Genomic DNA, 24,579 nt, shown 5'->3' with positions numbered 1-24,579 from the left:
TTTTATTCCTGATTAATGACCGTCGACAAAGACAAATTTGATGATGAATAGCAGGGCGACAATAGCGACGCCGGGATGGATTTCACGCCAGCGGTTGGTACCTGCTTTCATAACGCAGTAGGTGATAAAGCCGGTCGCGATCCCTTCTGTGATCGAAAAACTAAACGGCATCATGACGGTGGTGATAAAGGCCGGGGCGGCTTCGGTCATATCAGTCCAGTTAACTTTGGCCAGTCCGGAGGACATCAGGATCCCGACATAAATGAGTGCACCGGCCACGGCGTAGCCTGGTACCATTGCAGCCAGCGGGGAGAAGAAGATCACTACAATAAAGAGCAACCCGGCCACAATGGCGGTGAGCCCGGTGCGGCCGCCAACGGCAACCCCGGCGGAGCTTTCGATATAGGCTGTCACGGTGGAGGTGCCCATATAAGCGCCGGTGACAGAGGTGATGGAATCTGTCATCAAGGCTTGTTTCATGCGCGGGAAACGGCCACGTTCGTCGGTAATACCGCACTTTTCGGTGACGCCAATCATAGTGCCCGAGCTGTCGAACAGGCTGACCAGAGCGAAGGAGAAAATGACGCCAGCCAAGGCGATATCAAACGAGCCTGCTAGGTCGAGTTGGCCGAAAGTGCTCTCAATGCTTGGCGGCATAGAGATGATACCTGTGTATTCGACATCTCCCATCAGGGCGGCAATGGAGGTGACGACCACAATAGAGATCAGTACTGCGGCATGAATGTTACGTGAAGATAAGATCACAATGATAAAGAAACCGAGGGCACCCAGCACGCACTGCATTGAGCTCAGATCGCCGACAGTGATCATGGTAGCCGGGCTGGCAACGACAATACCGGCATTGCTCAGGCCGACGAGTGCTATCAGCAGGCCGATACCGCTGGGGATCCCTATGCGCAGGCAGGTGGGAATGTTGCTGAGGATCCAGGAGCGGATACCAAGTGCAGACATCAGGGTGAAGCAGACCGCGCCCCAGAAGATGGTTCCCATCCCGACCTGCCAGCTGATGCCCATGCCGACGACGACCGAGAAGGCGAAGAAGGCATTGAGCCCCATGGCGGGAGCCAGGGCAATGGGGAGGTTGGCAATCAGGCCCATGGCAATACAGCCAATGGCACTGATCATGCAGGTTACGACAAAGACCCCGCTGGGATCCATCCCTGCGGCAGACAGTATCTGCGGGTTAACAAACACAATGTACACCATGGTCATAAAGGTAGTGATACCTGCAATAACCTCGGTTGACGCCGTTGTGTTATGGGCGGCAAGTTTAAAATAACGCTCGAGGAAACCCTGCTGGGGCACGGGCTGAGATTGAGTCAGCGAGTCTTTGGGGAGATCGCTGATGGGGGCACTGTTTTCATTGCTCGGTGTAGTCATAAATGATTCCTTTTCCGTCTTCCATCCAGTAGATGAGCGCCTGTTGTAACCATCTTGTCCCGAGGTGTTGCTAATCGATTGTGCTGCCTTTCTTTTGTTCTGTAGGGAGTTCACAGCCCTAAGGGACTGATTCCAAGGCGCGGACGACTTATGATTTTTGGGTTGTATGTTTTTTGATCAGTTTTATTCTAAGGAAGCAAGTGGGGAGATGGGGTTGATGCAGGTCTCATTAGGCCGGGTAAATTATTCCGCAAAGGCTGGCTTTTGATGAATACGAAAATAGCAACATTGATGTGTGTCAAATTCTCTAGAAGAATTGGGTACTTAATACTGGAAGTTTGAACAGCCCCTTAGTTTTAGGATTGTTAGTTAAGGTCTAATTATAGTAGTGCCTGAAATTTGAGTGGAAACGTAACAACATGAATGCCTTAACCAAATCCCGTGGTCGTCCGAAGCAAGAAACCGAGCTGCCCAGTAGCCAGCAGGTTATTCTTGATGTAGCCAGGCGTTTGTTTATGAAGCATTCTTATAACAAGGTCACTACCCGGAGAATCGCAGAGGAAGCTGGGGTCGATGTCGCCTTAATCAGCTATTATTTTGAGAATAAGGCCGGACTGTACAAAGCGGTGTTTGACGATATTTACGCCCCGTTTTTTGAAAAACTGGACCAGCTCAAGAAAGCCTCTTCAAACCGAAATACGATTGAAGAGCTGTTTATGACAATCTTTTATCTGGATATCGAGTATCCGGAGCTGCTGGGTATCATCTATAAAACGCTGGTGCTTAATGAAGGACCGCGCCGGAGCTATATTGATGAATCTATCCTGTCCTATACCGATGCTTTTCATATCAAGATATTTACGACTTTGCAGGAAAAAGGCTTTATTGATCCCAGCCTGGATGTCTCCTTGTTAAAAGACAGCTTCAATGCGCTGGTGATGATGCCTTTTTTCTTCTATCCGCTAAAAAGGGAAGGCCAATCGGAAGAAGAGACCATTGGGTATTTGGAAAGTCTGTACCGGCAAAATATCCGGTTGTTTCTTTATGGTTGCGCCGTGGATTAAGGACTACCAGTAAGGAAGGCGTATGACAACCTTAAGCCTCGCCATTAAAAAATGGTTGTTTGACCGTAACAGCATCATTTTTCTTGCCGATGTGGCTTTGTTGGTGCTGATGCTAAATACCCTGCCATTTGAGCCTGATGTCGTACTTGGGCTCAGCTTATTAATCTTCATTGCTATTTTGTGGCTGACAGAAGCAATTCATATCAGCATTACAGCTCTGTTTGTGCCTCTTTTGGCTGTTGGGCTGGGGATTTTCGAGACCCCGCAAGCCCTTAGCAATTTCGCCAATCCGATCATCTTTCTTTTCCTTGGTGGCTTTGCGCTGGCAGCCGCCATGCATCGGCAAGAGCTGGACAAGGCGATTGCCGACAAGGTTCTGTTGCTGGCCAACGGACATATGGCCATTGCCGCCCTGATGTTATTCGGGGTTACGGCAGTGCTGTCGATGTGGATCAGCAACACGGCAACGACGGCCATGATGCTGCCTCTGGTGCTGGGAATACTGAACAAGGTGGATGCTAAGCGAGAGCATAATACCTATGTGTTTATTCTGCTCGGGATTGCCTACTGCGCGAGCATCGGCGGTATCGCGACGATTGTCGGCAGTCCGCCCAATGCGATTGCCGCTACTGAGGTCGGATTGAGCTTTACCGAGTGGATGGCGCTGGGTTTGCCAATCACATTGATGCTGTTGCCGATGGTGGTGGCACTGCTCTATCTGATGTTAAAGCCAAACCTGAAGTATACGTTTGAGATCACCCATGAGCCGGTCAAGTGGGATAATGCCAAGCTGACTACCCTGGTTATTTTCGCAATTACCGTTTCCTTGTGGATTTTCAGTAAGCCGCTTAATGCTTTTTTGGGTGGCTTCAGCAAGTTTGATAGTTTGGTTGCAATGTCGGCGATTGTGATGCTGGGAGTTGCCCGGGTTGTCGAATGGAAAGATATCGATAAAACCACCGATTGGGGCGTCTTGCTGCTGTTCGGCGGTGGGATCTGTTTGAGTAATATTCTCAAGGAGACCGGGACCAGTGTCTTTCTGGCTCACAGCTTGAGTGGGCTACTTGAACAGGCTGGGTTGTTCTTCGTCTTTCTTATTGTGGTTGCTTTCGTCGTATTCCTGACAGAGTTTGCCAGTAATACTGCAAGCGCAGCCCTGCTGGTGCCGATATTTGCCTCTATCGCAGAGGTATTGGGAATACCACCTGTCATTCTGGCAGCATTGATTGGTGTTGCGGCTTCCTGTGCCTTTATGTTGCCGGTGGCAACCCCGCCCAATGCGATCGTATTCGGCTCGGGTTACATAAAGCAGCGTGAGATGATGCGAGTGGGGGTGATTGTCAATATTGCCTGTATCATTGCCCTGGCTATTTTCGCCTGGCTGTTTTGGCAGTAGTTGGCGTCAATAGACAGTAAGCCAACTCATTGATAGTTGGCTTACTGAATGTTACTGCTTGTGTTTATGCCTCGCGAGCAATTTGCTGCTGTGCTCTCTTTTTAATGAGAACAGTGATTACGGCGATTAGCGCGATAATCCCGGCCAGGAACGGTAACAGCTGCATGATCTGACCGCTGCGAGTAAAGGTGATAACCAGCATGATGAGCCAGCCGCTTAGCATTGGGATAAGGGTTCGGCGAACAATGTCAAAAGGTGACAAGCCCGAGATACCCGCCACGGCGATGATCACCCCGGCAATCGGGGAAATCGTACGGCCAAAGCCTGCTGATAGCTGGATAGGGAGGATCATGTCAGCCACATTGGTGCCAATTTTCTCTGCTATCTGTGGCACCATAGGCGCAAAGGAGAAAAAGGCAGCATTGCCCGAACCCATCAGGGCCGAGATGGAAAAGGTCAGCACTGCCATAAAGAGCACGATCACACTGGCGGTAAAGCCGGCGCTGCTGGCCATGTGTAGCAGGGCGTCGATAGCACCGATGGATTTAAGTCCCATGGCGAAGGTTTGACCGGCGATGATCAGGGTAACGACAGTGGCGAACACTTTGCCCATATCATTGAAGATCCCCTGTAGCTTTTCGAAAACCGGCTTGGCTTGCTTATGGCGGGCGTATTCGCAAACAAGGCCGATAAAGATACTCAATAAAATGGCTGTGGCCATGCCCACCTTGATGGTACCCACGCCCATTTTGCTGAATGTCAGCATAAAGAACAGCGGCAGCATAGGTAGCAGCAAGTAGTAAAGTGGTGCATCAGCCTCAGTATCTTGTACTTCATCCTGAAGCGAAACTGATTGTTCGGCCTGATCTTCTTTACGGTCAAAATAACGCTGTACCAACGCATGGATGGCGGCAACAGCAACAATCAGAATACTGATCACCGGCAGCTGTTCATGGATGAAGAATTCGGTAATGTCTATTCCGGCAGTCTGTGCAGCAAGAATCGAGTTACCGGATCCCGGTCCGAATTCAATGGCACATGTGCTGGCGAGCACCGCGGCAACAGCGGCTTTACTGCAACCAAGGCGGATCAATACCGGGTAAAGTGTTGCCATCAGCAGTAGCCCCAGTCCGGTTGCACTGGAGATAAACAGTGACAGTGCTTGTCCCAGGATGAAAGCCATGGCCAGCATCAGGTAAGGCGAGTTAAGTTTCATTAACGGTTTGGCGGCGACTTTAACCATCACTTGACTGGCACCGATGGCCGACATGAACATGGCAAAGCCACCGATCAGCATAATTTTGAGACCAAGCCCACCGGCGCGGTTGCTGAAGGTATTGCGGATGTATTCGAAGATATCAAAGCCGACCCAGCCAGTTGATTTTTCGACAAAGACCGCGTTGTTGGTAAAGATGGCGATGGCCATCATGGCAATACCGGTCAGAAACAGCACTGCCTGGGGGTTATAGTTTTTGAGGATCAGGCGACCGGCAAACACCAGCCCGATCAAGGCGATTAGTAAACTCATAATTAATCCTTTATTCGAAGTTACCGGTGACCAGAAGCTCGTTGTCCAGCTGTAATCTCTGCCCCTTGGCAATCACGCCATGCAGGCTGAAATCGTCGTTGAAGATACAGATATCGGCATCTTTGCCAGGCTGGATGCGTCCTTTGTTGATCCCGAGAGAATCGGCAACATTGGCGGTCATCATGGCGATTGCCAGCTCCAGGGCTATTCCTTGATCGATCAGTTTGGGTAGCAACAACAGGTTGCTGTCAACATTAGCTGCCGTCAGGCCTGTAAGTTCCCCGTGTGAGTTGAACTTAGGCAAACTACCGTTACCGTCGGAGCTGATGGTGATTAGATTGGCTGCAACCCCTGATTCGAGCGCCATTTTGGCTGCCTGCTCTGGTGGCGTAAATCGGCTGCCGCCGGAGGTGATGTCGATACACCCGCCACGCAGGCCAAAACCAATGGCTTCGTCAAACAGGGCTTCTGTCCGGGCGACATGGGTCGGGGAGAAGTGGTGGATAGGCAGCCCCATATCGAGTAACTCGTTGACTAGGCTAAATGGTTGAGGCAGACCGCCCATATGAACATGCAGTAACCCTCGCTTTCCTGAGAGCATGCTGGCGATACGGATGTCAGAGACGATCCGTGCCAGTTCTTCGAGGGTAGGGAACGAACAACGGTGATCGGCCAATGCGATTTTCACTCCGAGCACGGCAGGAATGAAAGCAAGATCATCGCGGATCGACCCGGTAATGGTTTTGGTCGGCACCTCATAAGATCCTGTGTGCATAAATGCGCTGATGCCTTCTTCCGTGAGGGCCGCGGCTTTGGCATAGAGATCTTTGGGTGAGCGGGAGATCCCGTCAGTACCTAGCACACCGACAACTGTGGTTGTTCCGGCCTGGATCAGTTTTTTCAGCGTAACTTGCGGCGTCCGGCTGGCAAACCCGGCTTCGCCACCGCCGCCGGTCAGGTGGATGTGTTGGTCTATCAGTCCTGGTGCTACGATTTTTCCCTGGCAGTCAATTATCGTGACATCATTTAAACCGCTAAGATTCAGCTCAGGCTCAATGGTGAGGATTTTTCCTTGTCCAATTAAGATATCGGCTTTGCCAATATGGTGCGGGCTATAGAGATCGGTATTTTTCAGTAGGGTAAACATGATTTCCTCTTGGTATTTTATTGGATAATCGTTACTGGTAATACGCATTGAAAAGGTGTCGAAATACGTCGTAAAACAGCATTGCCTAACATTGCGTCAATCAACGAAAATGAGCATACCCCTACTTTTCCTATGAGTATTTTGATTTCCATTGCTGATTTTGAATGATAGTATTCGCTCAGATCATAGATAGGGATGTTTGAGGGTATTTTCATGGAATTCAAGTGGTTAGATGACTTTATGAGCCTGATGGAATTGGGTAACTTTTCTGCCGCGGCAAAAGCAAGGCATGTTACCCAGTCAGCATTTAGCCGCCGGATCCAGGCATTGGAATTGTGGGTTGGAGTACCGTTATTCGACCGCACCTCATATCCAATAACGCTAACCGAGCAGGGTGAAAAGTTTGTTCCCTATGTCGAAAATCTGCTCGAAATGGTTAAAGTTACCAAGGAAGATTTCTCCCGCGAATCCCTTAAAACAGACAATACGGTGCGTATCGTTTGTCTGCATTCCTTCGCCGTGAACTTGATGCCGCGATTGTTTCGCCAGGCCGGTTCGTTATTAGAAGGGCTCAATCTCGCGCTCAATCCCTCGGTGCAGGGAATTGATAACCACTTTCAGGCGCTGCTAGATAATTCAAACGATATTTTATTTGCCTATAACACCAAGGGAATGCGCCCTTCCTTTTTGCTTGAAGACAAGGTTGAACGGTGCCTGGTGTTTAAGGAAAAGATCATTCCGGTGATCTCTCCTGAGCTGCTGGAAAATCATCCCAAAGAGAGTCGCTACCCTTATCTGGCTTATTCCGAGCATACTTTCTTGTTTAACGTCGTCGCACCCCTAACCGAAAGCGTAGGGCTGCCGCTTGAGCCTGTTTTTGAAACGACTTTGAGCGAGTCGCTGATTAAAATGGCTGTCAGTGGTATGGGGATCGCGTGGGCGCCGTTACATGCGATTGAGGAAGAGTTGGAGCAAGGCCTGTTGGTCCAAGCCTTTGCGGAAAGACCTGAGTTGGCTATTTCACTGGATATTGTCTGCTACCGCTCAAAAGGGGCGAATCGCCCTGCAGTAGAGCAGTTCTGGCAAGGGATCAACGAGGTTGTCGCTCAGCAAGAATGAAACACTATTGTTGACTGATTAAGTACTGTAAGTTGCTGAATATAAAAAGGCCGCCCAAAAGCGACCTTTTAATTCGTCCTATGAATATTGACACTGATCTTGCTATCCCCCAAGCCCGTATTTGAAGAAGTCTATCTTCAATTAACTTAACTATTGTTTGTTAGTGTTTAGCTGCTTTGTTCCAAAGCTTTTAAGCGTAGCTTGGTTGCGTGCTGGGTGGATACTGGCTCGTCGCGATCACGTTGCACAAATGGTTCAGCATTGCGCGATGGTGACGACAAGGCTTGTATACGTAATTCAGTCGCATGTCGTGTTGAGGTCGGTTCGTCTCGATCGATATATTTCAGCGGAGCGACCTGTGAGTGAATAGCCGGTGCATTGTCTAAAGCTTGCAGACGTAGCTCTTTGGCCGAGCGGTCAGTAATGCGATCATGATCATTGCCAGGTGCTGCAATAGCTGTTGAGGCAGAAGCTAATAGCAATGTAGATAGAGCGATAGTTTTAATAGTCATGATGTTTCCCCTTTGTCTTCTAAACTAAACTGTTTCGTTTCATTTGTTGTTAAGATTAGCTCACAAAAATAATATGTCAACACTTTTAATACGAAACGGTTTAGTTTATTTTTAGGTATAGAGTTACCGGGAGACTGAACATGAGCAAGAAAGACGAGAAGATACAGAAGATACTTGAAGTAACAGCTGATCTCTGTATTCGAAATGGCTACCAGGGTACGAGCGTTGATGAACTTACGGCAAAAACAGGTTTCTCGAAAGCGACGATTTACCGCTATTTCAAGTCAAAAGAGTGCTTGATCGCTGCAACTCTTGAACATTACTCGAAGATGCATACGAAGGCTTTAATAGAGCTTATCAATGATAAGGAATTATCGTTGAGAGAAAAAATCGATGTGAGGTTTGAAAAACTTCGCCAGCTGGTGACAGAGAACCAGTTCTATGGGTGTTATTTCCAGCTTGCCTATAGTGAATTTTGTAACAAGGATGAAGATATAACGTCGATATGTACTCAATACAGTCATGATCGGGTTGAGTTGATAGTAGAAATGCTCGCTCGACATGATGTTGATGATGCTCAACAGAAAGCAACGAAAGCTGAACTCATTTTCAGTGGGTTGATAGCGACACTACCTATAAGCAAAGACACTCAGCTTATTGATATTGCGAAAGAAATGTATCTAAAAGAAATCTTTTGAGTCAATTAACAGGTTTGCAAGCAGGAGCTCAGAGGGTATGCCCTCATTTCTGCTTGCACCTGTGTTTGAAATAACCTTGAGCGAATAGCAAAACAAATCGATTAATCAGCCCTTCACTTTAATCTATTTAATAATCGAGCATATTCACCTATTGCCACGTTGTCGGCCTCGATACCGACAGGAAGCTCACCATCAAGGTCGCACCACAGGAGTTGCTCGGCCTCCTGGCTCTGGATGTTACCTGTCCACTCGTCCACAACATAATAATGAATGAGCTGTAGCTCTTCGGTTGGATGGTACAAAGTACATAGGAAGGTGTAACTGGCCGGAGTGATGTCCAATTCTTCTTTCATCTCCCGCAACAGCGCCTGTTCTCTGGTTTCGTTATTTTCAATATGGCCCCCGGGAATGGTGATTAGCCCCGGATCTGTGGCCTTGTTCATTGCCCGCTTTTCCAGCAATACCTTATTGCTGTCAACCAGTAAGAATGAAACACATTCATTGACGTCCATTGTGAAGAGTCCTTTTGGTGTATATGGCGTGACGTAGTATTGCAGCTTGTATTGTTGATTTACAATGAGTTATAGAGGTTTGTCAGTATTTAATCGCTTCTTCTGACATTGTTACTGTGGTGGCAGGTGCTGAGTCTGCTCCACATTTCTTTTAACCCATCAGATGATAAAGCTGCGCAAAATCCGTGTTACATCAATGATTGAACTGGGCTGCTCTTCTAAACTGGCGGAAACCATTCCACTTGTTTAGAGCATGAGCCAGACCGACATTCATCAAAAAATAGCCAGTTTTACCTCTATAGAACAGGCGCTTGAGTATTTCGAAATCGACTTTGATAGTCGTTTTATCAATGAGTACCGTACACAGTTGGTGAAGCGTTTTAACGGATACCTGTTGATTTCAAAACCGGACGATTGGTTTTCGGCCCGCCGCGCACTCAAAAATGCCTATTGCAAGGTACAGCGAAGTCGCCTGGACCCACATACCCGATCCGCCTGTCGAGGCTGTACCTCGTGTCAGCGTCGATAATCGTCGCTAAATTCTCATAACGCTAGCCACGAATCAGGAACACCGAGATATCGGCATGATCCGAAATGTAGTTTCCGTGGTTGGCAAAAATATAATCGCTGACATTGGGGATATGGGTTGCCATGAGAATGAGATCTGCGCCAATTTCATCGATGGCATCAAGGAGCTTCTTGTTGAGGTCGGCAGTAGGGTCGACGCTGAAGATCGGGTGGCTCTCGGCATCAATGTCGTGGAGATCAGATTGCTCCTGAGTGAAAAGTTCGAGCTTAGCTTTGTATTCTTCGGGGTTACGAGATATCTCCGTCGGAGCGGCCAATGAAACACCGACAAAGACAACCTTGGCGCTATAGATTTTTGCCAGTTTGGTGACCACATCCAGTGATTTAGTGAGCTGTTCTTCATGCCTTAAGTCTACAGGCACCATAATCTTGCTAAACATAACCAACCTCTCTGGCCGTTACTGGATCAACAATGGCGAGCTTACTGCAAAGTGTAATGTATACGATGGAATGCGCGAGTTTTCATCAAATTTGCCAAGACTGGCATGAAAGGAAGTAAGCGAGTTGACGGGTTTTTATTCTATTTATCTGCTGAATTAGTGTTAAAACACTAATAATGATAGCTGAGTCAAACTTGCCCCATAAGTTTCTACACGCTAGACATTGTAAGTGTGAGAATACGCAACTTCAGGCTATGTGTTACGTGGCTGATTTATAAGTTGTATAGGCAACAAGCAGAGTAAAACAATGATAAAAAGAACAACGTTAGCTGTAGCTATTTCATCACTGTTATTAGGTGGATGTGGTGGGAGTTCCTCTCCGACGCCAGTAGCAAAACCACTACCAGTGATCCCTGTGGCTCCAGCTGAAGAGGGACAGTTAGTTGGTACGGCTGCAACAGGTGCGCCTATAAAGGGCAAGCTGACTTTGCGCGCAGCTGATGGGGCAAGCACAGAGTATACCGTTCAGGAGCAGGGTGCGTTTGCATTTGATTCTGTAGCGGATCTTAAAACACCGGCTTTGTTAAAAATGGTCGGTGGCTCAGGAGGGCAAGCCCATGAGTTGTATTCGGTTGTAGTTAAGGAGCAGTTGGCTGCCGGTGTGGTAAATGTTACTCCCCTCACTCAGCTACTGATTTCTCATGCGACTGGAGCGGCGGCATCGAAAGTCTTTGATGCTCCGGAAAATTATTCCGATAGCCTTACCAAAGAAAAACTTGCTTTGGCCCAGACAGAGTTAAAGCAGGTACTGGCAAAGCTATTTGTAGCCGCTGGGGTGGAAGTTGACTTTGATTTGCTTAGCAGTAAGTTTCAGGCTAACTACACCAAAGCTGATGCCGTATTGGACTTGCTTGATATTCAATTTTCAGACGATCAACTTCAGGCCACAGTGACTTATCGGGCAAAACCTGAGTACTCAGTGACTTTGGTGTATGGCCAAAAATGGACTGACAGCTTGTTGCCAGATAGCGTGACTGTTGAAGAAGCTGCGGAGTCATTAGGTTTTCTCGTTACGGCTGACTCGATTCTTGAATCAATGATACTTGAGCAAGACCAGCAAGATTATATGGCTTATGTGCACCCGGACGCGTCTTGGTTTGGTGAATCAGATACCGGGCTTTGGGAATATAAAGAGCGCACTATGGGCAACGAGATCGACACGGGGATGGATCGGTATCGTGATCTTTCCCTAGTGAGCGTCGATAGTACAAACCAACGTTTCGAGATCAGCTTTACCCAGCGACTTGAAGATTCACAGTTTGCCAGCGGTAGCCGAATGCATGCGTGGTTCGAAAAAGATTCGGACGGTAAGTTTAAGTTTCTTGGTGAAGAAACCCAGTTGCCAATCCATGCCTCACTTTTCTTGAAGCTGGAGTCATATGATAAGGCAGATAAAGAGTTCGCAGATAATGTATGGCGGATGGAAATCGATGCATTTCCGAGTCAAGCAGCATGTGACATGTTTACAGCCTCGCCAAACGGCTGGGAGTGGGGCAACCCGGACTTCTCATCGAAGCTAGAGAATATAAACAAACATATTAACTTGGACTATGTGACGATCAGCGGCCCGGGTTTTGACAAGCCATTCAAGCTGGACAAAGTCTTCAAGATGGAAAATAAAGCTGAAGGTGCGCTTGCCAGTTGTCATTTGGCATCAAGTGAATATCAGTTTAGCCCGGTGTTAACTGGTTACACCTTTGATTATGATCCAATGTCTGAGGCAAAAGCACCTATCCCGGATAATTCGGAATATACCATTTCCTATTACCGTAATAGCGAATCTACACCGTTCTTTGAGAGAAAAATCAATGCCGGTAAAGGTATCAGCCCGATGAGTGAAATGATGCCGTTTATGGCTCGTAAGACTGAATTATCCCTTGATGCCGGAGAGTTTAAGTATGCTTGGCGTCGTGATTCGGACTTGGTCACTGATGCTGATCTGTGGATTTATGCCCGTGTTAACCATGTAGGGGCAGGGTTTAGGGCGTCAATTGAAGATGGTAAGACGGAAGTGTCTCGTTCCAAGCTTCCTGATGTGGGTGATGTTTACCATTCTTCCTATGATCCTTACGGACGAGTGATTACACGTGGTTATCTCTACCCATATGAAAAGTAAGATCGTCTGAATATAGAACGACATAAAAAAATGCCAGTCATCAAGACTGGCATTTTTAGTTGCGGAGACCACAACCTGAACTGTTGTTGCCGGAAGTGCCGATTAGGTGATCCCAGACATGGCAAGGGCTATGGCGATTGCGACGGCAAAGAGGGGGATAGCGATCGTGCACATTGCGATATCTTTGTATGACTGGCGGTGTGAGAGGCCTGTTACCGCCAGCAAGGTGATCACCGCCCCGCTGTGGGGTAATGTGTCGAGCCCGCCTGCTGCCATAATGGCAATACGGTGAAAGGCTTCGAGGCTGATCCCGTGCTCTAATGCCATGGTCTTAAACGACTCCCCGAGTGCTTCCAGTGCCAGAGCTGTTCCGCCTGAAGAAGAGCCGACTACGCCGGCCAGTAAGGTGGTGGAGATAGCTACCTTGATAATCGGCGAGATATCCATTGAGACAATGCCTGCCTGCAAAACAGAAAATGCAGCCAGTGCCTTGATAACGCCGCCATAACCGACTTCTGAAGCGGTATTCATAATTGGTAGTAAGGAACCTAGTGCACCTTTTTCCAGTTGTTTTTTTGGGCTGGAGATATAGGCCCGAAACAAAATAAAGCTAGCTACGATAGCAACAGCCAGTGAAATCACTACCGGCCATATTCCGTTGATCTGGCTTTTCCCTAATGCTTTCATGGCTGGAAGGTAGTTGGCGGCAAATTCGATGAAATACCAATTGGTGAGCGCGAAGTTAAGGATAAAGATGAGCAAAATAGGGACAATGGCTAATACAAAGCCCGGTAGTTTGGTATTGTCGTTATATTGGATCTCTTTATCGGCGTCGTGAACCCCATAACCTTCACCGGCTGCATTAAGTTTTTGAGCTCGTCGAGTGAGCCATAATAAGCCTAGTGTCATCATGATCACAGAGCTGATAATGCCAAGGAGCGGGGCCGCATAAATTGTTGTCCCGAAGTAGGGGATTGGCATCGTATTGATATATTGCGGTGAGCCGGGTAAGGCTGTCATTGTGAAAGTAAAGGCACCGAGAGCAATCGAGGCAGGCAGCAAGCGCTTGGGCACGTCTGCTTTTTTGTAGATAGAAACGCCAATGGGGTAAATCGCGAAGACGACAACAAACAGGGATACTCCGCCGTATACCAACAGAGCCGTCGCGCAGACTACGGCCAGTATTGCCCTGTCATTACCAAATTTGGCTGAGATGAAGTTGGCAATAGCGGTTGAAGCCCCGGATACGCCCATTACATGACCGAAAATTGCACCCACCAGAAACACCGGAAAATATAGCGCGATAAAACCAGCCATCGCTTTCATGAATATTTCTGTATAGGCCACAATGGCCGGAAAATCACCGGAAAAAATGGTGGCGAGCATTGCCGTTAGCGGGGCGAGAACTATTACAGACACACCGCGATAGGCTAATACCATCAGTATTATCAATGATGCAAAGATACCCAAAATACTTAATGTCATTATTTCCCTCGACATGTTCGCGGCAAGAAAAGAAGTCCTTTTCTTGATAGATTGCTTGTTAATCTAATGTGTTCAAAACGTTATGCTAAGCGATAGTAAGGGGATATTTTACCTTCATTTTCGCATTTCAATTATGAGGATTTGGGATAAACAGGTGTCCTTTCTGCTGGGTATTTAAATTTAGGGAATGCATAGAAGTGTTTATCGTAAATTTCGAAAAACTATATTGCTTAGAAAGCGATAATTAAAATGAATTGTTCGGTGAATATTATTGAGATGACGAAAGATAACTAGTGATTAATTTCTTTTTAGTGATGTGTATATTTCTTTAGTTTTCATTTTATGCGATCAGAAGTATGAGTTTTGATAACTCTTTGTCGAAATTTAAAATTAATCCGTATATAAAATAGTCTATCCTGTTTGCGCAATAATCACGGTGCCTCTATGTTAGATAAAATTGTCTACTTTCTCTATGTTGTTCGCACCGGCTCGTTCAGTGTAGCTGCTCGCCAATATGGTATTTCGGCATCAGCTGGCAGTCGCTGGATTATAGAGCTGGAAGACAATATGGGGGTCAGTCTGCTTAAACGCTCTACCCGCAAGGTTGTGCCTACTCAGGCGGGACTGCGTCTATTTGAGCGCTTTGATAACGTAAATAGTGAAATTGAAGATATCTTTACAGAAATCCAAAACCTGGGAAATGATGATCGCGGGGTGATACGTATTGCGAGTACGCCGCTGTTTGCGAAGAATTTTCTTAGTCGAATTGTCGGAGAATATCTGCTTGATCATCCTCATGTTACCTTTCGGGTTATCGAAACCGCATTCGATATGGATCATATTGACGAAATTGACTTTGCCATTCGTGCCATTGCTGTTTATCAGGGGTTTCAGGAAAAAGATAGCCTGTTGGTCAAGCGTTCTTTGCTGCGCTATCCGCTCACAGCGTGTTGCGCGCCCAGTTATATAGATATGTTTTCTAAGCCTGAAGTGCCAGAAGACTTGAAAAGACATAATTGTCTGTATGCCTCGACGCTGGTTGGGGGCAATAAGTGGGTCTTTGAGCGAGACGGCGAATTTACTACTGTTGATATTGCTCAGACGGTCGAAGTTGAAGATAGTCAGTTTTTAAAAACGGTTGCCTTAACGGGGGGCGGTATTGCCTATCTTCCAGTTACCTTGATCAAGGAAGAGCTTGAGGATGGAAGGTTGGTGCCAGTTCTTGATGATTATATTAATAGTGATTTTGAGTTCAGTTTGTATTTTCGCCCGCGCAAGCAGATGCCTGTTCGTTGCGCTAATTTTAAAGATTATCTGATTAAGCGCGTGCGAGAAATTAGCGAAGAGCAGATGTAATCTCTCCATTGTGTAAATTGCATCACTATTATTCTGGCAAGCCAGAAAGGCTTGTTATTTAGTTCATAAGTGACGCATTAATTAGCCCGATATTGCAATTATCTTTCCGCGTATTGCCTATTTTTTCATTAATTTTGAGCCCATACACTCTATCCATCATATCAATATCGTCTTGCAAAGAGGCGATATTGCTTCCTTGATTCTGGTTCTGAAGGAAAATGCGATGAAGGCAAAAGTGTTATCGGCCCAGCAAGCGGCATCTTTGATCAATGATGGAGATAAAGTGATTTTAGGTGGGTTTATTGGTGCGGTAGTGCCCGAAGCCATTGAGAAGGCGGTTGGGGAGCGCTTTCTGTCTAGTGGACACCCCAGCCGCCTGGAGTTGTATTTTACTGCCGGACAAGGGGATGGCATTGACCGGGCGGTCAATCATTTGTCACATCCCGGGATGGTTAGCATGGCGTGCGGCGGGCATTGGGGCTTGATCCCCCGGCTGCAGAAACTGGCAAACGAGAATCTAATCGCCGGCTATAACTTCCCACAGGGTGTGATTGCCCAACTGCTTCGTGACTCGGCTGCCGGTAAGCCGGGAACGTTATCCCATGTCGGGTTGGGAACCTATATTGATCCTCGCGGAGGCGGCGGCAAGATCAATGAAGTGACAGGCGATGATCGGGTATCGTTGATTGATATTGATGGACAGGATTACCTTTTTTATAAGCGCATTGATGCTAATGTCGCGCTGCTCAGAGGGACCACGGCAGACGAGAACGGCAATATCACCATGGAAGATGAGTGTCTGTTTCTGGAAAATCTGGCTGCGGCCCAGTTGGTTACCAACATGGGGGGAACGGTGATTGTCCAGGTTAAGAAACTCGTCAAAGTTGGAGAGCTGGATCCGCAGCAGGTACGTATCCCTGGTATTTTTGTGAATGCCGTTGTCGTTGCCGATGACGATAGTCACATGCAGACATTTGCCGAGCCGATGAACCCGGCCTATTGCGGTCGTGGTGAAGCCGTAAGTCGGGTGTCCCGGCCTCGTCCGCTTGATGCCAAGAAAATCATTGCCCGCCGGGCTGCGATGGAGCTGAGTCAGGGGGCCATCCTTAATTACGGCATCGGTGTACCGGAAGTGATTGCTGCCGTGACTGATGAGGAGGGGATCACCGATCAAATGATTGCAACGGTAGAGCCCGGGGCGATCGGTGGCACGCCTGCTGGCGGATTAAGCTTCGGGGCGGCAGCTTTCCCGGAGGCTGTGATCACTCAGGATCAGATGTTCGATTTTTATGATGGTGGTGGGATCGACCAGGCGTTTCTGGGGCTGGCCGAGTGTGATCAGAACGGAGACCTCAATGTTTCCCGGTTCGGGCCGAAAATTGCGGGTTGCGGAGGATTTATCAATATTACCCAGAACGCCAAGCAGGTGTTTTTCTGCGGGACTTTTACTGCCGGAAAGTTGAATGTCAAAACAGGAAATGGCCGGTTGCAGATAGTGCAAGAAGGACATATTCATAAATTTATTCGACAGGTGCAGCAGGTTACGTTTGCCGCTGATGTGGCCCGGAAGAATAGAAAAGAAGTGGTGTATATTACCGAGCGAGCTGTTTTCAGACTGGTCGAACAGGGCCTTGAGCTTGTCGAGATTGCTCCCGGAGTCGACTTGGAACGGGATATTCTGGCGCAGATGGCGTTTAGCCCGGTTATCAGCCCTGAGTTGAGGTTGATGGATGAGCGTATCTTTTGCGAGCCACCGATGGGGCTCAGTATTGAAACATTGCGTTTTAATGCGATAAAAGCAGGCTTTGCGGCCTAGTTAAAATTTGAGCAGGTGACATAACGAGTGACCTTGTGGCAAGGTGTAACCACAGTAATGCCCCTGAAAACCGAACTTAGTATAGTTAGGAGTAACCCATGATTATTGAACCTGTTGTGAAAGGGGTCGTTGCACGCTCTGCGCACCCGTATGGTTGTCAACAGGCGATTCGAAACCAGATCGATTATGTCAGAGCGGCAGAGCCGATTGTTGGCGGTCCCAAGAAAGTGCTGGTTCTCGGAGCCTCATCCGGGTTTGGGTTGGCTTCGCGTATCGCATTGGCGTTCGGCGGCTCGAATGCTGACACCATCGGAGTCTCGTTTGAACGTGGGCCAAGCGAGAAGGGGGTCGGAACGGCTGGCTGGTATAACAATATCTTCTTTCGGGAAGAGGCAGAGAAACAAGACCTTATTGGTAAGAACTTTGTCGGCGATGCCTTTTCGGTGTCGATGAGGCAGCAGGTTATTGACTATATCAAGGCGGAATTTGGCGGCAAGCTTGATTTGGTTGTCTATAGCCTGGCAACGGGAGTGAGACCCGATCCCGAGACGGGCGAAATGTGGCGCTCGTCGATTAAGACTATCGGTGAATCGGTTACCGGCCCGACGATTAATATCGAAACCGATACCATGGAGCCTATGACCATAGATACCGCCACAGAAGAAGAAATTGAAGCCACGAAAAAGGTCATGGGCGGTGAGGACTGGGAAAGCTGGATAGATATCCTGTCGGAAGCCGATGTACTGGCCGACGGCTGTAAAACCGTCGCCTATTCCTATATTGGGCCTGAAGCAATTTACCCGATCTACCATAAAGGGACGCTGGGCAGGGCGAAAATCCACCTTCATGACACCAGTGATTTGCTCAATGACAAACTGGCCCGGATTGGCGGAGAGGCCTATGTTTCGGTTTGCAAGGCATTGGTGACCAAGGCCAGCGTCTTCATCCCGGCGTTTTCACCCTATATCCTCGCACTGTTCAAGGTTATGCAGGATAAGGGGGTGCATGAGGGCTGTATTGAACAAATGCAGCGCCTGTTTTCACAGCGACTCTATGGGCCACAACAACATGTTCCTGTTGATGAGCAGCGTTTGATCCGTATTGATGATTGGGAACTGGACGACGATGTACAGCGTCAGGTAAGCCAGCTAATGGCACAGATCACCCCGGAGAACTTTACGGCGGTGGGTGACTACCAAAGATACAAAACGGATTTTATGCAGTTGAATGGTTTCTGGCTTGATGGCGTTGATTATCAGGAAAGAGTTAATCTGGAGGCGCTAAAAGCGTTGACGCCATAATTTCAAAAAAGCATGTTATGACTGCCCTGCCTTTGTGCAGGGCTTTTTGTGTTGGGTCGAAATATAATATAAAAAACAACCATATAATTTACATGCTGTATAAGATCGCACAATTCATTATTGCGGATTAGGGATAATCCGGCTTTATAAATTCGGTAGTATAAGTCCTGAAAAGCATAAGGAGCACGCTATGCGCCAAGTTAGCCCGAAACTACAACCGTGGCTTGATAACTTTAACCAGCAGGTAGCCGTTTTAATCGAGAATGGATTCAAACCGACAGCAACGAATGCCCGAGAGGGGTTAGCGAACTTAACCCGCGCCCTGATCACCGACATTCCGGATGTTGCCTGGATACAAGATGATTTGGTATTGAGTGAGCAATATGCTGTCCCTGTACGAATCTATCATCCTGCTCCCGAACAGGCGTTGCCGGTACTGGTTTATTATCATGGCGGCGGCCATATGGGGGGGAGTGTTACGGTATATGATCCGATTTGTCGTAAGTTAGCCAATGCTACCCGGCATATTGTTGTTTCGGTTGATTACCGTTTGGCTCCCGAGTGCCCTTATCCGGCCGGCGTCAACGATGCCTATGGTGTCGTTAAACATCTTTGGGCAACGCTGGATGAGCGTGCACTTAACTACCGACGTGATTTATCGATTGCCGGTGACTCTGCAGGTGGTGCCCTGGTCGCGACGATTAGCGGGCAGGCACAGTATGATGATGATGTCGTGATCCGCAAACAGGTGATGATTTATCCCAGTCTGGACTACACCATGGATTCAGGCCCGATGGAGCAAAATGCAACGGAGTATTTACTGCAAAAAGGCAAAATCGCCTGGTACTTCGATAACTACTTTCAGCATGGCGAAGACCGGCGGGAGATCTCCCCGCTATACGGACGCTTTACGTTGAAACTGCCAGAGACCTTATTGTTTACGGCTGAGTTTTGTCCGTTACGTGATGAAGGAATAAGTTACTGCGAGAAAGTCAGTGCAGAAGGGGTGAAGGTAGAGCATGTTCACTTTTACGACATGATTCATACATTTTTGAATATGGAAGATCTGGTCAAAGAAGAGTGTGAGCAGGTGTATCAGCAGATAGCCAGATTCTTGAACGAGTAACTGTATCTCCTAAACCTGTTGGGATCGAAAAGCCTCCATTTTTGATTAGCTACGGCTAACAAGAATGGAGGCTTTTTCCATTTTAAGAATACCACCGCCTGATTAGAGTACGTGGAGGCTGTAAGACTTTTTCGCAGCGCGATACAGCGAACAACAAGGTATTCATGAAGTGACTCGAAAATCAGCCAATCAGTTTTAATAACTTTCTGATTAGTTAATAGTTTTCGCAAATGATAGAGGGTGAATTTGATAAAAACCAAGTGGTCGGGTGACCTTTGCAAATGCCCGCACCTTGTAATGTTATTTATTTTTTACGTTTGTTCCCTTTATTGACGTGAATAAGGAGTGTTTATGAAAAGGACACTATGCGGGCTGCTGGCCTGTAGTCTCTGGGCTGTCCCTGCTGCTGCCGAACAACCTGTGGTAGCGGGTTACTTTGCTGACTGGCAGTATGATAACGAAGCCAATCCCTACACGGTGGATGATATTCCTGCTGATAAGCTAACCCATGTGATTTATGCTTTTCTGAGTATGTGCGGTCCGCATGAAGGGGCGAGCGAAAAAGTACAGAAACAGGTTGCCGAGGCTTGCCAGGGGCAGGCTCCCTTTACTGCAGTCGTGGTTGATCAGAAGGCGGCTTTGGAGATTGATTTTGGCGAGGTGAGCACAGGCGTACCCTATAAAGGACATTTTGCCCAGCTCACTGAATTGAAAAAACAGCACCCGGGTTTGAAAATTCTCCCGTCGTTCGGTGGCTGGACAATGTCAGAAGCCTTTCATGCGATGGCGAAAGATACCGCCCACATTGATCACTTCGCCAAAACAGCGGTGGAGCTGATTGCTAAGTATGATTTCTTTGATGGCATTGATCTTGACTGGGAGTATCCGGGCGGTGGTGGCCTGACAACCTCGCCATGGAATCCCGATACCAAGCTGAGTGCCGAGGAGCAGGCGGCTGAGCGCGAGGCCTTCTCTTATCTGGTTAAAACTCTGCGCATAGAGCTGAACAAACTGGCGGCCAAAACTGATCGTTATTATGAGTTGTCGTCCGCCATTGGTGTCGGCAACAAGGCTGCCCAGATCGACTGGAAATCAGCCGCTCCCTATATGGATAATATGTTTGCGATGACCTACGATTTCCTTGGTGGCTGGGGGGCGCAAACCGGTCACCTGACCAACCTGCATGCAACCAAGCGTAGCTGGTGGGGACAGGGTGCCGATGTTTTTATCGAGCAGATGATTGAGCTTGGTGTACCGGCCGAGAAGCTGGTGCTAGGCGCCGCATTTTATGGGCGGGGCTGGGAAGGAACGCAAGACTTTGACGGCAAGCTGCCGACCAGCAACCTGGTGTCTGAGAAAGGGGCATCCTTTGGGACCGATATCGAGGAACCGGGCTACTTTATGTACTGGGATCTGAAGCGTAACTACACCGCCGAGCAAGGCTATCAGTACGGCTATGATGAAGCTTCCGAAGCGCCTTTCCTATGGAACCCTCAGAAGCAGGTCTATATTTCGTTTGAGGATAAGCGCTCGGTGAAAGCCAAAACACAATGGGCGAAGGAAAAAGGGCTGGCTGGCGTATTTACCTGGGAATTGTCAGGTGATGTTGATGGTGAAATGACTGAAGTGATGTATCAGACTCTCAACGACTAACAACCATTATACGCTGCGTATTAGCAGCATGACCAAACACCAAGGTTCAGATATGGCATTACAAAGTCTTTTCGCCTTGGTGTTTTCTCGATACTTCTTTATTTCGCTTTTGTAATTGTCTGTTATTTCGCAAATACCTTGGCCATGGTCGCCTGGGCGTTCTCGACCACAGATTTGACGGACGGACGTAGCATGGCACGTTCGAGATAAGCTGCAACTTCTGGGTATTGCTCGGCAAACGGGTACACTTTTGTTGCCAGCGCCAATGCCGGTATTGCCGAACAGTCTGCCATGGTGAAGATATCCCCGGCCAGCCATTTTCTGTCTGCAAGCTCTTTGTTCATCTTGCCCAGCAGAATACCCAATGTGTGCTTGGTTTTATCCAGGTCGCTTTGGTTTTGCTCAGATTCGGGCTTCAAGCTGGCAAAGAACAGGCTGCCAACTTGGTTGATCAGGTAGAGATCATTGATTCGATCCAGGAAACGCACTTTGCGGGATGCATCGACACCATCCGGGATTAGCGTGGTGCCCTGCTTGGGATAGTGTCCCTCAAGGTATTCAATAATGATTGTTGACTCGGGGATCATATAGTCGTCAATCATTAGCAGCGGCACTTTGCCAATCGGGTAAATTTCACGAAAAGCTGAACGCTCCTCTTCATCCATCAGGTTTACGATGCTGTGCTCAACGTCAACCTGCTTTTCCTGAAAAGCAATGAGTACCTTCATTGAGTACAGTGACATTGGGTTGAAATACAGTTTCATGGCGCTTTCCTTGTAATGAGCTTGATTGATTAGCGTGCGTTGTGCTGTCAGGGACTGGTGCCTTAATTAAGTAACCGATCGGTTACTTATCTTAGGTTGGTGCCAGATGTTGTGCAAGATGTTTTTCACCGATTGGTGTAAAATGAGCCAAAAGACAGTTGAGACCAAATATGGCCAGAAGTAAAAACTATCAACGAGAACACGTGATTGATGCTGCAATGCAAGTGTTTTGGCAACATGGCTACGCGGCAACATCAATTGCCCAGCTGTGCGAGGCCAGCGGACTCAATAAGCGTAGTCTATATAACGAGTTTGGTAGCAAGGCTGAGCTGTTTGAAGAGGCGCTGATCCGCTATCGCTCGCTGATGAACGAGCCGGCTAAGCTGCTCATGGTTACTCCGCTCGGGGCTCAGAATGTGATTCATTTCTTTGAGTTTATTGCCCAAAGTACCGCTGAACGTTTTGAAGGCTGCCTGTTAACACTGGCATTGAACGAAACGAACCAGTTAGAAGCACAACATCGTGATAATTTGCAGAGGCACTTTAGTCAGCTGGAAGAAGGCTTGCTCGCTAATTTGGCCGTAGATCTGCCTTCGGCCAAGGCCAAAATCATGTCACAGTATCTTCTTAACAGTTTGTTAGGCTTAACGAGCTGGATCCGGCTGAAGCCAAGCCGGGACGAATACGAAAATGTGATTAATACCTCGTTAGAACCGTTGCGTGCTGCTTTGGAGCAGCAAGCCGGTAGCACATCATCCCAGTAAATTGTTTCTTTTACCGCCAAAGGCTGGTAGTGTCGCAGCCCTTAAAACGGCGTCTTGTACGCTAACTGTTTACTGCTGCCAGACGTTCCAGCATCACATAGGATATTTCCCTTGAGCCAGACTGCCTTTTCTACCCTGAATCTGAAACCAGATTTACTTTCAAACCTGTCTTCGCTTGGCTATGAAGCGATGACGCCAATTCAGGCGCAGAGTCTGCCGCATATTCTTGCGGGCAAGGATGTGATCGCGCAGGGAAAAACTGGCTCGGGTAAAACGGCAGCGTTTGGCTTGGGGCTGCTTGACCATTTGAATGTGAAGCGCTTTCGTGTTCAGTCACTGGTGCTGTGTCCGACGCGCGAGCTGGCCGATCAGGTAGCCAAAGAGATCCGTAAACTGGCTCGTGCGATCCATAATATCAAGGTGCTGACCCTGTGCGGCGGTATGCCGTTTGGCCCGCAAATTGGCTCGCTGGAGCATGGTGCGCACATTATTGTTGGTACACCTGGCCGAGTAGAAGAGCATGTACGCAAAGGTTTTCTGAACCTTGACGACCTGAATATGCTGATCCTCGATGAAGCCGATCGTATGCTGGAGATGGGTTTCCAGGATGCCTTGGATGCGATTATCGATGCTGCCCCGGAGCGTCGCCAGACTTTGCTGTTCAGCGCAACGTATCCGAAGCAGATCGAGTCCATTGCCAAGCGCATTATGTATAAGCCGGTAATGGCGAAAGTGGAATCTACCCACGATAGCAGCAGTATCCAGCAGCATTTTTACAAGGTAGACAGCAACGAGGACAGAATGACAGGCCTTCGTCTGCTACTGTCGCAGCATCGACCTGAATCAGCAGTGGTGTTCTGTAATACCAAACGTGAAGCGCAGGAAGTAGCAGACGATCTGGAGCATTATGGTTTCAGTGCTATTGCCCTGCACGGTGATCTCGAGCAGCGCGAACGTGACCAGACTCTGGTTCGTTTTGCCAACAAGAGTGCCTCTGTGCTGGTGGCCACTGACGTGGCGGCCCGTGGCCTGGATATCGATGCGCTGGATGCCGTGATCAACTACCATGTCGCCCGTGATACCGAAGTGCACGTGCACCGTATTGGTCGTACGGGTCGTGCCGGCAGCAAGGGGATTGCCTGCTCGTTCTTCAGCGACAAAGAGCATTACAAGATTGCCTTGCTGGAAGACTATCTGGACAAGACGATTGAAGGCGAGGAGTTGCCTCCGCTGCACCTGCTTGATCAGCCGACTCACCGTCCGGCCATGGTCACCCTGCAAATTGGTGGTGGCAAGAAGCAGAAAGTCCGCCCGGGCGATATTCTTGGTGCACTGACTGGCGATAATGGCATTGCCGGTAACCAGGTTGGCAAAATCAACGTATTTGATATGTGTGCTTATGTTGCAGTGAACCGCGAAGTGGCCCGCGCTGCATTGAAAAAACTGGAAAACGGCAAAATGAAAGGCCGTTCGTTCCGGGTGCGCCAGATCCGCGCCTAACGCTAAGAATCAGAGCTAGAACCACACATTGAAAAGCCCGCCTTGGCTATCCTGGGTGGGCTTTTTTTTCGGACAAATTTAACGTTGCTTTCTGGCTTTGCCGTCACGATATCCGTGAGTCAGATAGTGTTGCGTTGTTTGAACATCAACGCATTTTGATATTGGTCGAGAAAGTTATTAATTTCTGATGAGTCCCTGATGAAGTAGCACGCCAAAGTGGTTTTATTTTTGCTGCGGCTGAGGCAGGATAAGTGGATATACTCAAGTTACCTTACGAGGCAGGGTTTAGAGGT

21 protein-coding genes are annotated in these 24,579 nt (G+C 48.2%); 13 read left to right on the top strand and 8 right to left on the bottom strand.

What is annotated here, in order from left to right:
- Positions 1–12: 12 nt before the first annotated feature.
- Entirely contained in the window at positions 13–1,401 is a 1,389-nt protein-coding gene (locus L4D19_RS02485; RefSeq protein ID WP_428451032.1) for an NCS2 family permease, read from the bottom strand.
- A gap of 419 nt (positions 1,402–1,820) precedes the next feature.
- Here L4D19_RS02485 and L4D19_RS02480 point away from each other — a divergent pair, with 419 nt between their 5' ends.
- The gene (locus tag L4D19_RS02480; RefSeq protein ID WP_075766609.1) at positions 1,821–2,465 is read left to right on the top strand and encodes a TetR/AcrR family transcriptional regulator; all 645 of its coding nucleotides are present in this window, start codon (positions 1,821–1,823) and stop codon (positions 2,463–2,465) included.
- 22 nt (positions 2,466–2,487) lie between these two features.
- Positions 2,488–3,861: an SLC13 family permease gene (locus L4D19_RS02475; protein ID WP_428451031.1), complete on the top strand. Its 1,374-nt coding sequence runs from the start codon at positions 2,488–2,490 to the stop codon at positions 3,859–3,861.
- A 64-nt stretch (positions 3,862–3,925) separates the two neighbouring features.
- Here L4D19_RS02475 and dcuC read toward each other — a convergent pair whose 3' ends face one another.
- Both dcuC and iadA read right to left on the bottom strand, forming a co-directional pair.
- Positions 3,926–5,389, bottom strand: coding sequence for a C4-dicarboxylate transporter DcuC (gene dcuC, locus L4D19_RS02470; protein WP_428451030.1), 1,464 nt, complete (start codon positions 5,387–5,389; stop codon positions 3,926–3,928).
- 10 nt (positions 5,390–5,399) lie between these two features.
- Positions 5,400–6,536 (bottom strand): beta-aspartyl-peptidase, encoded by a 1,137-nt coding sequence (gene iadA, locus L4D19_RS02465; protein ID WP_428451029.1) that lies wholly within the window; start codon positions 6,534–6,536, stop codon positions 5,400–5,402.
- Positions 6,537–6,749: 213 nt separating this feature from the next.
- On the opposite strand from iadA, the gene L4D19_RS02460 reads away from it, so the two are divergent.
- Positions 6,750–7,655, top strand: a complete 906-nt coding sequence (locus L4D19_RS02460) for a LysR substrate-binding domain-containing protein (protein ID WP_428451028.1) — start codon at positions 6,750–6,752, stop codon at positions 7,653–7,655.
- Positions 7,656–7,822: 167 nt separating this feature from the next.
- Here the strand turns inward: L4D19_RS02460 and L4D19_RS02455 are convergent, their stop codons facing one another.
- Positions 7,823–8,167: a hypothetical protein gene (locus tag L4D19_RS02455; protein ID WP_428451027.1), complete on the bottom strand. Its 345-nt coding sequence runs from the start codon at positions 8,165–8,167 to the stop codon at positions 7,823–7,825.
- 140 nt (positions 8,168–8,307) lie between these two features.
- Here L4D19_RS02455 and L4D19_RS02450 point away from each other — a divergent pair, with 140 nt between their 5' ends.
- Positions 8,308–8,865 (top strand): TetR/AcrR family transcriptional regulator, encoded by a 558-nt coding sequence (locus L4D19_RS02450; protein WP_428451026.1) that lies wholly within the window; start codon positions 8,308–8,310, stop codon positions 8,863–8,865.
- Between the two features lie 113 nt (positions 8,866–8,978).
- Here the strand turns inward: L4D19_RS02450 and L4D19_RS02445 are convergent, their stop codons facing one another.
- Positions 8,979–9,377 (bottom strand): NUDIX hydrolase, encoded by a 399-nt coding sequence (locus L4D19_RS02445; RefSeq protein ID WP_428451025.1) that lies wholly within the window; start codon positions 9,375–9,377, stop codon positions 8,979–8,981.
- Positions 9,378–9,630: 253 nt separating this feature from the next.
- Here L4D19_RS02445 and L4D19_RS02440 point away from each other — a divergent pair, with 253 nt between their 5' ends.
- Positions 9,631–9,906, top strand: a complete 276-nt coding sequence (locus tag L4D19_RS02440; RefSeq protein WP_160652885.1) for a nitrogenase-stabilizing/protective protein NifW — start codon at positions 9,631–9,633, stop codon at positions 9,904–9,906.
- A gap of 22 nt (positions 9,907–9,928) precedes the next feature.
- Here L4D19_RS02440 and L4D19_RS02435 read toward each other — a convergent pair whose 3' ends face one another.
- The gene (locus L4D19_RS02435) at positions 9,929–10,345 is read right to left on the bottom strand and encodes a universal stress protein (protein ID WP_428451024.1); all 417 of its coding nucleotides are present in this window, start codon (positions 10,343–10,345) and stop codon (positions 9,929–9,931) included.
- Positions 10,346–10,652: 307 nt separating this feature from the next.
- Between L4D19_RS02435 and L4D19_RS02430 the strand changes: the two genes are divergently transcribed.
- Positions 10,653–12,521 carry a hypothetical protein gene (locus L4D19_RS02430; protein WP_428451023.1) on the top strand — a complete coding sequence of 623 codons (1,869 nt, stop codon included), beginning with the start codon at positions 10,653–10,655 and terminating at the stop codon, positions 12,519–12,521.
- A gap of 102 nt (positions 12,522–12,623) precedes the next feature.
- On the opposite strand, the gene L4D19_RS02425 is transcribed toward L4D19_RS02430, so the two are convergent.
- Positions 12,624–14,006, bottom strand: a complete 1,383-nt coding sequence (locus tag L4D19_RS02425; RefSeq protein ID WP_428451022.1) for a GntP family permease — start codon at positions 14,004–14,006, stop codon at positions 12,624–12,626.
- Between the two features lie 444 nt (positions 14,007–14,450).
- Between L4D19_RS02425 and L4D19_RS02420 the strand changes: the two genes are divergently transcribed.
- The 5 genes from L4D19_RS02420 to L4D19_RS02400 all read left to right on the top strand — a co-directional run bounded on the left by L4D19_RS02420 (position 14,451) and on the right by L4D19_RS02400 (position 21,258).
- Positions 14,451–15,362 carry a LysR family transcriptional regulator gene (locus L4D19_RS02420; RefSeq protein ID WP_428451021.1) on the top strand — a complete coding sequence of 304 codons (912 nt, stop codon included), beginning with the start codon at positions 14,451–14,453 and terminating at the stop codon, positions 15,360–15,362.
- Between the two features lie 223 nt (positions 15,363–15,585).
- A complete protein-coding gene (locus L4D19_RS02415) occupies positions 15,586–17,178 on the top strand; it encodes an acyl CoA:acetate/3-ketoacid CoA transferase (protein ID WP_428451020.1) in 1,593 nt (530 codons plus the stop codon).
- A 98-nt stretch (positions 17,179–17,276) separates the two neighbouring features.
- Positions 17,277–18,479, top strand: a complete 1,203-nt coding sequence (gene fabV / locus L4D19_RS02410) for an enoyl-ACP reductase FabV (RefSeq protein WP_428451019.1) — start codon at positions 17,277–17,279, stop codon at positions 18,477–18,479.
- A gap of 190 nt (positions 18,480–18,669) precedes the next feature.
- On the top strand, positions 18,670–19,605 hold the full coding sequence (locus tag L4D19_RS02405) for an alpha/beta hydrolase (protein ID WP_428451018.1): 936 nt from the start codon (positions 18,670–18,672) through the stop codon (positions 19,603–19,605).
- 351 nt (positions 19,606–19,956) lie between these two features.
- Positions 19,957–21,258: a glycoside hydrolase family 18 protein gene (locus tag L4D19_RS02400; protein ID WP_428451017.1), complete on the top strand. Its 1,302-nt coding sequence runs from the start codon at positions 19,957–19,959 to the stop codon at positions 21,256–21,258.
- 122 nt (positions 21,259–21,380) lie between these two features.
- Here the strand turns inward: L4D19_RS02400 and L4D19_RS02395 are convergent, their stop codons facing one another.
- Positions 21,381–22,022, bottom strand: a complete 642-nt coding sequence (locus L4D19_RS02395; RefSeq protein ID WP_428451016.1) for a glutathione S-transferase family protein — start codon at positions 22,020–22,022, stop codon at positions 21,381–21,383.
- A 170-nt stretch (positions 22,023–22,192) separates the two neighbouring features.
- Here L4D19_RS02395 and L4D19_RS02390 point away from each other — a divergent pair, with 170 nt between their 5' ends.
- Both L4D19_RS02390 and dbpA read left to right on the top strand, forming a co-directional pair.
- Positions 22,193–22,786 carry a TetR/AcrR family transcriptional regulator gene (locus tag L4D19_RS02390; protein WP_428451015.1) on the top strand — a complete coding sequence of 198 codons (594 nt, stop codon included), beginning with the start codon at positions 22,193–22,195 and terminating at the stop codon, positions 22,784–22,786.
- Positions 22,787–22,897: 111 nt separating this feature from the next.
- Entirely contained in the window at positions 22,898–24,286 is a 1,389-nt protein-coding gene (gene dbpA / locus L4D19_RS02385; RefSeq protein WP_160652866.1) for an ATP-dependent RNA helicase DbpA, read from the top strand.
- The last annotated feature ends 293 nt before the right edge of the window (positions 24,287–24,579 follow it).

This window comes from Photobacterium kasasachensis, assembly GCF_050336885.1.
GTDB lineage: Bacteria > Pseudomonadota > Gammaproteobacteria > Enterobacterales > Vibrionaceae > Photobacterium > Photobacterium kasasachensis.
This window is presented reverse-complemented; position numbering and strand designations above follow the sequence as displayed.

Bases quoted from the DNA above. Each gene is read 5' to 3' on its own strand.
- L4D19_RS02415 (WP_428451020.1), top strand. From the start codon at position 15,586: ATGAAGGCAAAAGTGTTATCGGCCCAGCAAGCGGCATCTTTGATCAAT.
- iadA (WP_428451029.1), bottom strand. From the start codon at position 6,536: ATGTTTACCCTACTGAAAAATACCGATCTCTATAGCCCGCACCATATT.
- L4D19_RS02460 (WP_428451028.1), top strand. From the start codon at position 6,750: ATGGAATTCAAGTGGTTAGATGACTTTATGAGCCTGATGGAATTGGGT.
- L4D19_RS02430 (WP_428451023.1), top strand. From the start codon at position 10,653: ATGATAAAAAGAACAACGTTAGCTGTAGCTATTTCATCACTGTTATTA.
- L4D19_RS02420 (WP_428451021.1), top strand. From the start codon at position 14,451: ATGTTAGATAAAATTGTCTACTTTCTCTATGTTGTTCGCACCGGCTCG.
- L4D19_RS02455 (WP_428451027.1), bottom strand. From the start codon at position 8,167: ATGACTATTAAAACTATCGCTCTATCTACATTGCTATTAGCTTCTGCC.
- L4D19_RS02450 (WP_428451026.1), top strand. From the start codon at position 8,308: ATGAGCAAGAAAGACGAGAAGATACAGAAGATACTTGAAGTAACAGCT.
- L4D19_RS02425 (WP_428451022.1), bottom strand. From the start codon at position 14,006: ATGACATTAAGTATTTTGGGTATCTTTGCATCATTGATAATACTGATG.
- L4D19_RS02440 (WP_160652885.1), top strand. From the start codon at position 9,631: ATGAGCCAGACCGACATTCATCAAAAAATAGCCAGTTTTACCTCTATA.
- L4D19_RS02475 (WP_428451031.1), top strand. From the start codon at position 2,488: ATGACAACCTTAAGCCTCGCCATTAAAAAATGGTTGTTTGACCGTAAC.
- L4D19_RS02435 (WP_428451024.1), bottom strand. From the start codon at position 10,345: ATGTTTAGCAAGATTATGGTGCCTGTAGACTTAAGGCATGAAGAACAG.
- L4D19_RS02405 (WP_428451018.1), top strand. From the start codon at position 18,670: ATGCGCCAAGTTAGCCCGAAACTACAACCGTGGCTTGATAACTTTAAC.
- L4D19_RS02390 (WP_428451015.1), top strand. From the start codon at position 22,193: ATGGCCAGAAGTAAAAACTATCAACGAGAACACGTGATTGATGCTGCA.
- fabV (WP_428451019.1), top strand. From the start codon at position 17,277: ATGATTATTGAACCTGTTGTGAAAGGGGTCGTTGCACGCTCTGCGCAC.
- dcuC (WP_428451030.1), bottom strand. From the start codon at position 5,389: ATGAGTTTACTAATCGCCTTGATCGGGCTGGTGTTTGCCGGTCGCCTG.
- L4D19_RS02480 (WP_075766609.1), top strand. From the start codon at position 1,821: ATGAATGCCTTAACCAAATCCCGTGGTCGTCCGAAGCAAGAAACCGAG.
- L4D19_RS02445 (WP_428451025.1), bottom strand. From the start codon at position 9,377: ATGGACGTCAATGAATGTGTTTCATTCTTACTGGTTGACAGCAATAAG.
- L4D19_RS02400 (WP_428451017.1), top strand. From the start codon at position 19,957: ATGAAAAGGACACTATGCGGGCTGCTGGCCTGTAGTCTCTGGGCTGTC.
- L4D19_RS02485 (WP_428451032.1), bottom strand. From the start codon at position 1,401: ATGACTACACCGAGCAATGAAAACAGTGCCCCCATCAGCGATCTCCCC.
- L4D19_RS02395 (WP_428451016.1), bottom strand. From the start codon at position 22,022: ATGAAACTGTATTTCAACCCAATGTCACTGTACTCAATGAAGGTACTC.